The sequence below is a fragment of the Mesorhizobium sp. ISC25 genome, assembly GCF_042295465.1.
Lineage (GTDB): Bacteria > Pseudomonadota > Alphaproteobacteria > Rhizobiales > Rhizobiaceae > Mesorhizobium.
The window spans coordinates 3,462,836-3,473,060 of record NZ_CP135441.1 but is presented as its reverse complement, the minus strand read 5'-3'; the positions used below and the strand labels follow the sequence as shown (position 1 = coordinate 3,473,060).

The following is a 10,225-nucleotide window of genomic DNA, read 5'->3' as shown; positions in this document are numbered from 1 at the left end:
TCGAAGGCTCCAGGATCAATAGATCTTGGAGAACTTTTCGATGTTCGACTTGTCGAACTGGAAGGGCGGAGCCATCGCAGCCGAGTTGGTGTCATCGAGCGTGACCTTGCCGACACGGCCGATCGACAGCGTCGCGCCGGGCTTCGCCTCTTCCTTCTTCACCGCCAGGTCGTGGGCGAGGTAGACGGCGGAGTAGCCGAGGTCGATCGGGTTCCACAGCGCAACCGCCTGGCTGGCGCCATTGTCGATGAACTTCTTGAACTCCGACGGCAGCGCCAGGCCGGTGACGTTGACCTTGCCGATCAGGCCTTCGTCGGTCACCAGTTGCGCGGCGGCAACGACGCCGACCGTGGTCGGCGCGATGATCGCCTTGAGGTTCGGATAGGACTTCAGCAGACCCTTGGCCTCGTCCGTGCTCTTGGCCGAGTCGTCGTCGCCGTAGACGGTGGCGACGAGCTTGATCTTGGGGAACTTCTCCGGCAGCACCTTCTTGGCCGCGTCGATCCAGGCGTTCTGGTTGGTCGCGGTCGACGAAGCCGACAGGATGGCGACATCGCCGCCTTCCGGCAGGTAGTCGGCGGCGAGCTTGATGATGGTCTCGCCGATCAGGTTGGTGTCGGAGGGGTTGAGGTGAAGCTGGCGTCCTTCCGGCGCGACGCCTGAATCCCAGGAGATGACGGTAATGCCGCGCTCCATTGCCTTCTTCAGCACCGGCACCAGCGCGTCGGCGTCGTTCGCCGAAATGGCGATGGCGTTGACCTTCTGTGCGATCAGCGAATTGACCACTTCGATCTGCGCTTCGGCGGTCGCCTTGGTCGGGCCGGTGTAGATGATGTCGACATCGCCGAGCTCCTTGGCCGCCTCTTCGGCGCCCTTGTTGGCGGCGTCGAAGAAGCCGTTGCCGAGCGACTTCACCACCAGCGCGATCTTGACGTTTTCGGCGTAGGCGGCATTCACGAACATGGCTGCGGAGAACGCCGCCGTAACCATCAATTTCTTCAGAAAGCTCATCGAATATCCTCCCTTGAGCGTTGCATTCCATCGCCGCTGCGGGCGTGAGTGTTTCTCAGGCCTGCAGCGAAGATTCTTCCTTATTGCCTAGCGTTGTACGGGCGACGATCAGCGTCACGCCGGCGGTCTCCAGCATCTTGGCCTCGCGATCCTCGATGCCGTCGTCGGTGATCACCGTGGCGATGCGCGACAGGCCGCACAGGATCAGGCTCGAGCGTTTGCGGAACTTCGAGGAATCGACCAGCACCACCAGCTCGTCTGCCTGGTCGATCAGCTTCTGCTCTGCCTGGATCAGCAGCGGGTCGCCTTCCATAAGACCGAGCGGCCCCAGCCCTTGCGCGCCCATGAACATGCGGCGCGCGTAGAAATTGCGCGTCACGTCATTGTCGAACGGCGACAGGATGATGTTCTGCTCGCGGTAGATGGTGCCGCCCGACAGCATCACCGTGTTCTTGGAGTGCCTGAGCAAGTGCTCGGCGATCGGGAAGGAATTGGTGAAGATCGGCATGCGGCGGCCGGTCAGGAAATGCACCATCTGGAAGGTGGTGGTGCCGCCATTGATGATGATCGGCTCGCCATCCTTGCACAGTTCCACGGCTTCCCGCGCGATTGCCCGCTTCTGCGAGGCGTTGATGGTCTCGTTGACGGAAAAGGGCCGGCCGGCAAGGCCGATGAATTGCGGCGGCGAGAGCGCCTCGGCGCCGCCGCGCACCCGGCGCAGGCGCTTTTGCACATGCAATGCCGCGATGTCGCGCCGGATCGTCGCCTCCGACGACTCTGTCAGGTCGACCATCTCCTGCACCGTCACCACAGGTTTCTCCTGGACGGCGGACAGAATGATCCTGTGGCGCTCTTTCTCGTGCATGGTTCCTCCCTGCCTGAGCATCTAGGCACCCAAAGCGCGCAGTGTCAATCATTTCCGATCAGATAATTTCATTGTGCACTGCAATATGATTGATGTTGATCGTTTGTGATTGACAAGACGGCCGCTTGCGTAGAAATTCGCACAAAAGGGACCCGCGCCGTTTGCGTGTCCCAAAGGGAGGATATCTATGCTCGACAAGCGCTCCGGCACGCGCCTCGCCAATCTTTGGGATGACGCAAAAGCGCAAGCAATGAGCGAGCCCGAACGTCTGGTCTATCGCTCGAACGTCCTTGGCTCCGACAAGCGCGTCACCAATTATGGCGGCGGCAACACCTCCTCCAAGATCTGGCAAAAGGATCCGCTCACCGGCGAGAGCGTGGAAGTGCTGTGGGTCAAGGGCTCGGGCGGCGACAGCGGCTCGATTAAAACAGACGGCTTCGCCACGCTCTACATGGACAAATTGCGGGCGCTGAAAGGTCTCTATCGCGGCCTCGAACATGAGGACGAGATGGTCGGCTATCTGCCCCATTGCACCTTCAACCTCAACCCGCGCGCGGCTTCCATCGACACGCCGCTGCATGCCTTCGTGCCGAAGCCTTATGTCGACCATATGCATCCCGATGCCATCATCGCCATTGCCGCCGCCAAGGATTCGCAGGCGCTGACCAAGGAGATCTTCGGCGACACGATCGGCTGGCTGCCATGGAAACGTCCGGGTTTCGAGCTCGGCCTGTGGCTGGAGAAATTCTGCCTCGAGAACCCCGACGCCAAGGGTGTCGTGCTGGCCAGCCATGGCCTGTTCAGCTGGGGCGACACGCCGAAGGAATGCTACGAAACGACGATCTCGGTGATCAACCAGGCGATCGACTGGTTCGAGCGCAAGAGCCAGGGCAAGCCGATCTTCGGCGGCGAAGCGGTCAAATCGCTCGATGCGCCGGCGCGTCGCGCCGTGGCCGCAAAACTGATGCCGAGGATCCGTGGCCTGATCTCGGAGAATAGCCACAAGCTCGGCCATTTCGACGATTCCCCTGCGGTGCTCGAATTCGTCAATTCCAGGGATTTGCGGCCGCTGGCGGCACTCGGCACGTCCTGCCCGGACCACTTCCTGCGCACCAAGATCCGGCCGCTGGTCATCGAGTTCGACCCCCAAAATCCCGACGTCGATGCCGTCATTGCCCGTCTTGCCGACGATGTGGCGGAGTATCGCGTCGGCTATCAGGCTTATTATGACCGCTGCAAGCACGCGGATTCGCCGCCGGTGCGCGATCCCAACGCCGTCGTCTATCTGATGCCCGGCGTCGGCATGTTCACCTTCGCCGGCGACAAGGCGACGGCGCGAATTTCGGGCGAATTCTACGTCAACGCCATCAACGTCATGCGCGGTGCCTCGACGGTCTCGACCTATGTCGGCCTGCCCGACCAGGAAGCCTTCGACATCGAATACTGGCTGCTCGAAGAGGCAAAGCTGCAGCGCCTGCCGAAACCAAAGGCTCTTGCCGGCCAGATCGCGCTGGTCACCGGCGGCGCCGGCGGCATCGGCCGGGCGACCGCCAACCGGCTGTTGCGCGAAGGCGCCTGCGTCGTGCTGGCCGACATCGACGAGGCAGCCCTTGCCAGCGCCAATGACGAACTGGCGAAAGCCTACGGCAAGGATTTCGTGCGGCCCGTCGTCATCAACGTCACGTCCGAGGATCAGGTGGTCTCCGGTTTTGCCGAGACGGCGGTCGAATTCGGCGGCATCGATATTCTGGTCTCCAATGCCGGCCTGGCCTCCTCGGCGCCGATCGAGGACACCACGCTGGCGCTGTGGAACAAGAACATGGACATTTTGTCGACCGGGTACTTCCTCGTTTCGCGGGAAGCATTCCGGTTGTTCCGGGCGCAAAACATCGGCGGCAACGTCGTCTTCGTCGCCTCCAAGAACGGGCTTGCCGCATCGCCCAACGCCGCCGCCTATTGCACAGCCAAGGCCGCCGAAATCCATCTGGCACGCTGCCTGGCGCTGGAAGGCGCGGAAGCGCAGATCAGGGTCAATGTCGTCAATCCCGACGCCGTGCTGCGCGGCTCGAAGATCTGGACCGGCGAGTGGAAGGAACAGCGCGCCGCCGCCTACAAGATGTCGACCGATGATCTCGAAGAGCACTACCGCTCGCGTTCGATGCTGAAGCGCTCGGTATTCCCCGAAGACATCGCCGAGGCGATCTATTTCTTCGCCTCCGACATGTCGGCAAAATCGACCGGCAACATCATCAACGTCGACGCCGGCAACGCGCAGAGTTTTGCGCGATAAGCGACCGTCTTTGAGGGTTGCGCTGCCCCTCATCCGCCTACCGGCACCTTCTCCCCGTATTGTGACGGGGAGAAGGGAAGCGCTCCAACGCCGGTGATCCCTCCTCTCCCCGTTCTTTACGGGGAGAGGGTAAGGGTGAGGGGCAGCGCCGACCAACGCAAATTGGGAGGAAACCACCATGTCTGAAACCATCATCTCCGCCGACCTCGTCGACAGGCACAATGCCGCCCGCAACGCCGACCTCAAGCGCGACTACGAGTCCCTCGGCGAGCGCCTCGACCGCCGCGGCATTGCCATCGATGCTGTCAGAGACAAGGTCGAGAAATTCGCCGTCGCCATCCCGTCCTGGGGCGTCGGCACCGGCGGCACCCGCTTTGCCCGCTTTCCCGGTGCCGGCGAGCCGCGCGACATTTTCGACAAGATCGAGGACTGCGCCGTCATCCGGCAGCTGACGCAGGCGACGCCGACCGTCTCGCTGCATATTCCCTGGGACAAGGCCGATCCGAACCGGCTGAAGCAGGCGGCATCCCGCTTCGGCCTCGGCTTCGACGCCATCAACTCCAACACCTTCTCCGACGCCAGGGACCAAAAACTTTCCTATAAATTCGGCTCGCTGTCGCATGCCGACGCGGCAACACGCCGGCAGGCCGTCGAGCACAATCTCGAATGCATCGAGATCGGCAGGACGCTGGGCTCGAAAGCGCTGACGGTGTGGATCGGCGACGGCTCGAATTTTCCCGGCCAGGTCAATTTTGCCAAGGCGTTCGAGCGCTATCTCGACGCGATGAAGGAGATCTATGCCGGACTGCCGGGCGACTGGAAGCTGTTCACCGAGCACAAGATGTACGAGCCGGCCTTCTATTCGACCGTCGTGCAGGATTGGGGCACCAACTACATCATCGCCAAAGAGCTTGGCGACAAGGCGTTCTGCCTGGTCGACCTCGGCCATCACGCCCCCAACGTCAATATCGAGATGATCGTGTCGCGGCTGATCCAGTTCAAGAAGCTCGGCGGCTTCCACTTCAACGATTCGAAATATGGCGACGACGACCTCGACGCCGGCTCGATCGATCCCTACCGGCTGTTTCTCGTCTTCAACGAGCTGGTCGATGCCGAGCTTGCCGGTGCCGAAGGTTTCGATCCGGCCCACATGCTCGACCAGAGCCACAACGTCACCGATCCGATCGAAAGCCTGATGTTGTCGGCGATAGAAGTGCAACGCGCCTATGCCCAGGCGCTGCTGGTCGACCGCAAGGCGCTCGAAGGCTTCCAGGACGCCAATGACGCGCTGATGGCGACGCAGACGCTGAAGACAGCCTATCGCACCGATGTCGAGCCGATCCTTGCCATGGCACGGCTCAAGACCGGCGGCGCGATCGATCCAGTCGCCGCCTACCGCGCAGCCGGCTACCGGGCGAAGGTTGCAGCGGAACGGCCGGCGGTGGCGAGCGTCGGCGGCGGGATTGTTTGAAGCTGGGGTGAAAATGAAAAACCCGCCTCGGCGGACGGGTCGTTGGAGCCAATTGGCACCATACCCAAATTAGTAGCATAGCTGCCGGCACAAAGCAAGAACAAAATTGCCTGTCAGCGTTGAATGTTGGCTTCATTTCAGCTTGGGTTCCTCGCCCCCACGAAAGTGGGGGAGAGGTGGCTCGGCGAAGCCGAGACGGAGAGGGGAGCCGCGCTCTACGAAGGCCCCTCTCCGGCCGCTTCGCGGCCACCTCTCCCCTCATGAATGGGGGCGAGGAACCCCAGGCGTTGATAGAAGGCGCGAAGCCTCGCCGTATCTTTCCATCATTGTCAGTAGACTCAACCTCTCCAAGCGCGTTTCCTAGGCCTACCCACGCTCGGAGAACGGCCATGCACAACACCCGCCGAACCCTAATCGCCGTAAGCCTTTCCCTCACCCTGACCTTCGTCCCATTCCTCGCCTTTGCCGCCTCGCCGCAGCCGGCGAAGGGCGAGCACGGCATGGTTGTGACCGCCCAGCATCTTGCGTCTGAGGTCGGCGTCGAGGTGCTGAAGAAGGGCGGCAATGCCGTCGATGCCGCAATCGCCGTGGGCTATGCGCTGGCCGTGGTCCATCCGACCGCCGGCAACATCGGCGGTGGCGGCTTCATGACCATCCGCTTCAAGGACGGCCGCTCGACCTTCCTCGATTTTCGCGAGCGCGCGCCGCTGGCCGCGACGAAAACCATGTATCTCGACAAGGACGGCAAGCCGGTGAAGGGCGCCAGTCTTGACGGCTATCTGGCGGTCGGCGTGCCGGGCTCGGTTGCCGGTTTCGAGTTGGCGCGGGAGAAATACGGCACGCTGACGCGGCAGGACTTGCTGGCGCCGGCCATCCGCTTTGCCAAGGAAGGCTTCGTGCTGGAGCAGGGCGATGCGGCCTCGCTCCAGGGCGGCGCGGAGCGGTTGGCGAGGGACCCAGCGGCGGCAGCCATTTTCCTCAAGCCGGACGGCAAGCCTTATGCTGTCGGCGAGCGCCTTGTTCAGCCCGATCTAGCGGCTTCGCTAGCCGCCATTTCCGGACGCGGGGCGGATGGCTTCTACAAAGGCGCGATCGCCGACGCTATCGTCAAGCCGAGCGGCGAGAAGGGCGGCATTCTGGCCAGGGCCGATTTCGAAAACTACGCGGTGCGCGAGCTCAAGCCGGCGACCTGCAATTATCGCGGCTACGAGATCATTTCCTCGCCGCCGCCGAGCTCCGGCGGCGTCATCATCTGCGAGGTCCTCAACGTGCTTGAGTTCTATCCGCTGTCCTATCTCGGCGCCGGTTCGGCCGAGACGGTCCACGTCATGGTCGAGGCGATGCGCCACGCCTATGTCGACCGCAATTCGGCGCTCGGCGATCCCGGCTTCGTCGACAACCCGGTCGCAAAACTGCTCGACAAGAATTACGCCAGGGAAATCCGCGAAAAGATCGATCCGTTCCGGGCCGGCGTCTCGCAGGAACTGATGCCGATGGGCTTTGGCGAGAGCAACGAGACGACGCATTATTCGATCATCGACAATGATGGCAACGCCGTCGCGGTAACCTACACGCTGAACGGCTCTTTCGGCGCCGGCGTTGTCGCCGGCGGCACCGGCATCCTGCTCAACAACGAGATGGACGACTTCACCCAGAAACCCGGAGTGCCCAATCTCTATGGCCTGGTCCAGGGCGAGGCGAACGCGATCGCGCCGAAAAAGACGCCGCTGTCGTCGATGAGCCCGACCATCCTCGCCAAAGACGGCAAGCCGTTCATGGTCATCGGCAGCCCCGGCGGTTCACGCATCATCACCATCACGCTGGAGGCGATCGTCAACGTCATCGACCACGGCATGAACATCCAGGAGGCGATCGACGCACCGCGCATCCATCACCAATGGTTGCCCGACACGGTCTATATCGAACCTTTCGGCCTGTCGCCCGATACCGAAAAGCTGCTCACCGGCATGGGCTACCACCTCGATCTTGCCGACACGACCTGGGGCCAGGCGGCTGGCATCCTGGTCGGCGGCAAGAGCCTGGCGGAAATCGAGAAGGGTGGCGGCGCCCGCTACAATGGCGCCATCGACAGCCGCGCCGCATCCGGCAAGGCTATCGGGTATTAGACCCCAGAAGTGGGGACCGGTTTTCGGATAAGATCACGGTCAACAAGAAGATTTCGCTCTGAATCAGGTGACCAGCGCGATCGTGGACGCGATCAGCATCAGCGCCGCGATGCCGACGAACAGGGCGTAGATGCGCGGCCGGTCGAGCAGAAGCGCATTGCCGGATATCCATGCCGCGGTGGCGCCGCCAAGCGCGAAAAAGAAGGTGCTGCGGCGCCCGAAGCTCAAGCCGGCAGCCATCAGGCCACCGATGATCAGGGCGCCGAACACGATGATCACGGCGACTGCGTATTTTTCGAAATCGTTGCTGCCGGCGCTCGGGCCGATCGCGTTCAACCTCGACAGATCGTCCGGATCGAACGGGCTGGTCGACCCATATTCGTCTTGACCGACAGGCTCATGCATCATTCGTTCTCCGCAAACCGACAGCAAATCATCAAGCCTCGCCGAGCGCAACCGCTCGCCGAATGTGATCGGCACGGTGTTCAACACTTTCTGGCGGCGGCTTGCCAGAGATTTTTGGATTTGCGCTTTGATCGCCCGTTGCGCGGCCTGGTCAAGCGCTTTGTCCGAGCTGAATCTTCAAGCCGCCCTAGCCAAAGACTGCGTCGCCTGAATGGAAGCCCCAAGCACCGCCTGTGCGGTGTCGGCCTGCCTTTCATCGACATGCGCCAGCACCAGGATCACACCTTGTTCGGCACCCCGCTGGCCCGGCTGCTTGCCGATTTGGGACAATTTCCCCAGTAGTCTGCCGGTAACGCCGCCCAAGACTGCACCGACGAGCGCCGATGCCAGCCATCCCGCGCCGAGGGGATCGATGCCGGGCATGTCAAAGGCGCCGAGGCCGGCCAACAAACCGGCTGCCGCGCCAAGGGCGGCACCGGTGCCTGGACCGCGTAAGACGGCGTCGATTTCGTCATCGTAGGGTCCGATGACACTGATCTGGTGGCGGGCAATTCCTGCCGCCTGAAGCGTTTCGACGGCACGCGCCGCCTGGTCAAGGGAATCGAAAAGTCTGCTGATTGTTCGCATTGAAACTGCCTGTGAGGCCCCCCGGCCCTCCACGGTACGGCGGGGTTCCTGCCGAGCGACGACGCCGAGGAACCCCTGACGCATACGTCGCCCGCCGCTCATTTTCCGAGCGGCGGGCGACGGCTGCCCGAGCTTTCACGTCAATCGATGACCTTGACGATCTTGCGCGTGCCTGGGTCGACGACAACTGTGCGGTTGTCAACGATGACATAACGATATTTGACGTTCGGGACCTCACGAAGCTCGACGGTGTCCGGGAGCGTCGAGCCGATATTGAGCTCCACCCCAGGGATTTTCACCGAGGCCAGCGGCTGCTTCTTCACATACTCCTTGATGACCGTTTCCTGCTCCGGCTCGATGACAACGTCTTGCGCCGCAGCGGCGCCGACGCCTGCCAGCAGCAACAGTCCCGCCACCGCGGTGGAAAAATGCATTCTCATGGTCGTCTCCTTTGCGAACTCGGTCCGCTCTTCGCGCCAAGGCTCACTCGAACGGAAGGCAGTTGAAAACGTTCCGTCGACGGGGCTTCGGTCCCGCCCGGCAGGGACCAACCGACGTGTTGCCGCAGGACCTAAGTCTGATCCTTGCGCGCAAAGGGTGAGTTTGTCGCGTGACCCGGAACCGCGGCGGCGCGTGGCCGTTGCTGGCTGCACGTTCCGGGAGGATTCCATGGAAAAAGTCGACGGTTGCTCGCACCGATCTTGGCTGTTCCATTCCGATCGAACCCGGCATCTGCGCAGCCCTGTCCCTTCCTGCGCCGATAGGGTTCGCGCGTCACTTTGTGGCGGGCGAACCCTCAAATTGCTGCGTGCTTCTGACCAAAGTTGACGCTGAAGCGAAGAGAAGGGGCGAGGAGAAGAGAAATGGCCGACGACAAGAGCAAGCGAGACTTCAGCGACCGCAATCGCGTTTCGGCGGATGAGTATTATGAGGTCGAATATTTCGCGCGCGAAAATGGTGTTTCGCCCAGCCAGGTGAGCAAGCTGATCAAGAGGACCGGTGGCGACCGGATGATCCTCTCGCAGGCGGTGAAGGCATTGCGCGCGCGCAAGTGAGATGCCGGCGAAGCCAACGGTGGAAAGGCACTGATCACGATCGGCCGAGATCCCGGCCAGCTATCGACAACGTGCCCGGATGCCGCCGCTTCGGCCAAGCGCAATGCCCCGCTACTTCTTCGATTCCGATGAAGACGGAATCGTCTATTTCGACGATCAGGGAACGTTATACGACGATTTCCCGCTGGTCAGGAAAGAAGCCCTTCGCACATTGGCCGAGATGGCCAGGGATGGCCTTCCTCACCGCAGGATTGCAGTCAAGGTCCGGGACGACTATGGCGGTCTGGTCCTTGAAGTGGCTTTGACCTTTGCCGTCGAAACGCGGCACTTCGACGAGCGGATTTTCCAGATCGACTTGCGCACGAACTGACGCCT

10 protein-coding genes are annotated in these 10,225 nt (G+C 62.1%); 5 read left to right on the top strand and 5 right to left on the bottom strand.

Annotation, left to right across the window (positions count from 1 at the left end):
- Positions 1-15: 15 nt before the first annotated feature.
- Entirely contained in the window at positions 16-1,011 is a 996-nt protein-coding gene (gene rhaS, locus RQ479_RS17345; RefSeq protein ID WP_376701975.1) for a rhamnose ABC transporter substrate-binding protein, read from the bottom strand.
- Between the two features lie 55 nt (positions 1,012-1,066).
- On the bottom strand, positions 1,067-1,876 hold the full coding sequence (locus tag RQ479_RS17340; protein ID WP_292660987.1) for a DeoR/GlpR family DNA-binding transcription regulator: 810 nt from the start codon (positions 1,874-1,876) through the stop codon (positions 1,067-1,069).
- Positions 1,877-2,063: 187 nt separating this feature from the next.
- Between RQ479_RS17340 and RQ479_RS17335 the strand changes: the two genes are divergently transcribed.
- The 3 genes from RQ479_RS17335 (at position 2,064) to ggt (ending at position 7,763) form a co-directional block, all read left to right on the top strand.
- Positions 2,064-4,166: a bifunctional rhamnulose-1-phosphate aldolase/short-chain dehydrogenase gene (locus tag RQ479_RS17335; RefSeq protein ID WP_376701974.1), complete on the top strand. Its 2,103-nt coding sequence runs from the start codon at positions 2,064-2,066 to the stop codon at positions 4,164-4,166.
- Positions 4,167-4,344: 178 nt separating this feature from the next.
- Positions 4,345-5,637: an L-rhamnose catabolism isomerase gene (rhaI, locus tag RQ479_RS17330; protein WP_376701973.1), complete on the top strand. Its 1,293-nt coding sequence runs from the start codon at positions 4,345-4,347 to the stop codon at positions 5,635-5,637.
- Between the two features lie 389 nt (positions 5,638-6,026).
- Positions 6,027-7,763 carry a gamma-glutamyltransferase gene (ggt, locus tag RQ479_RS17325; protein WP_376701972.1) on the top strand — a complete coding sequence of 579 codons (1,737 nt, stop codon included), beginning with the start codon at positions 6,027-6,029 and terminating at the stop codon, positions 7,761-7,763.
- A gap of 63 nt (positions 7,764-7,826) precedes the next feature.
- Here the strand turns inward: ggt and RQ479_RS17320 are convergent, their stop codons facing one another.
- From RQ479_RS17320 to RQ479_RS17310, 3 genes are all read right to left on the bottom strand, one after another.
- Positions 7,827-8,171, bottom strand: a complete 345-nt coding sequence (locus RQ479_RS17320; RefSeq protein ID WP_254820014.1) for a hypothetical protein — start codon at positions 8,169-8,171, stop codon at positions 7,827-7,829.
- A 174-nt stretch (positions 8,172-8,345) separates the two neighbouring features.
- Entirely contained in the window at positions 8,346-8,795 is a 450-nt protein-coding gene (locus RQ479_RS17315; RefSeq protein ID WP_376701971.1) for a hypothetical protein, read from the bottom strand.
- A gap of 140 nt (positions 8,796-8,935) precedes the next feature.
- Entirely contained in the window at positions 8,936-9,235 is a 300-nt protein-coding gene (locus tag RQ479_RS17310) for a DUF1236 domain-containing protein (RefSeq protein ID WP_376701970.1), read from the bottom strand.
- Positions 9,236-9,658: 423 nt separating this feature from the next.
- Between RQ479_RS17310 and RQ479_RS17305 the strand changes: the two genes are divergently transcribed.
- Entirely contained in the window at positions 9,659-9,850 is a 192-nt protein-coding gene (locus tag RQ479_RS17305) for a DUF3606 domain-containing protein (protein WP_292663960.1), read from the top strand.
- Between the two features lie 103 nt (positions 9,851-9,953).
- Positions 9,954-10,220 carry a DUF6894 family protein gene (locus tag RQ479_RS17300; protein WP_376701969.1) on the top strand — a complete coding sequence of 89 codons (267 nt, stop codon included), beginning with the start codon at positions 9,954-9,956 and terminating at the stop codon, positions 10,218-10,220.
- Positions 10,221-10,225 lie beyond the last annotated feature (5 nt).

What these genes read in the sequence shown, in the direction of transcription:
- RQ479_RS17340 (WP_292660987.1), bottom strand. Translation starts at nt 1,876, where the DNA reads ATGCACGAGAAAGAGCGCCACAGGATCATTCTGTCCGCCGTCCAGGAG.
- rhaS (WP_376701975.1), bottom strand. Translation starts at nt 1,011, where the DNA reads ATGAGCTTTCTGAAGAAATTGATGGTTACGGCGGCGTTCTCCGCAGCC.
- RQ479_RS17335 (WP_376701974.1), top strand. Translation starts at nt 2,064, where the DNA reads ATGCTCGACAAGCGCTCCGGCACGCGCCTCGCCAATCTTTGGGATGAC.
- RQ479_RS17315 (WP_376701971.1), bottom strand. Translation starts at nt 8,795, where the DNA reads ATGCGAACAATCAGCAGACTTTTCGATTCCCTTGACCAGGCGGCGCGT.
- RQ479_RS17305 (WP_292663960.1), top strand. Translation starts at nt 9,659, where the DNA reads ATGGCCGACGACAAGAGCAAGCGAGACTTCAGCGACCGCAATCGCGTT.
- ggt (WP_376701972.1), top strand. Translation starts at nt 6,027, where the DNA reads ATGCACAACACCCGCCGAACCCTAATCGCCGTAAGCCTTTCCCTCACC.
- RQ479_RS17320 (WP_254820014.1), bottom strand. Translation starts at nt 8,171, where the DNA reads ATGATGCATGAGCCTGTCGGTCAAGACGAATATGGGTCGACCAGCCCG.
- rhaI (WP_376701973.1), top strand. Translation starts at nt 4,345, where the DNA reads ATGTCTGAAACCATCATCTCCGCCGACCTCGTCGACAGGCACAATGCC.
- RQ479_RS17310 (WP_376701970.1), bottom strand. Translation starts at nt 9,235, where the DNA reads ATGAGAATGCATTTTTCCACCGCGGTGGCGGGACTGTTGCTGCTGGCA.
- RQ479_RS17300 (WP_376701969.1), top strand. Translation starts at nt 9,954, where the DNA reads ATGCCCCGCTACTTCTTCGATTCCGATGAAGACGGAATCGTCTATTTC.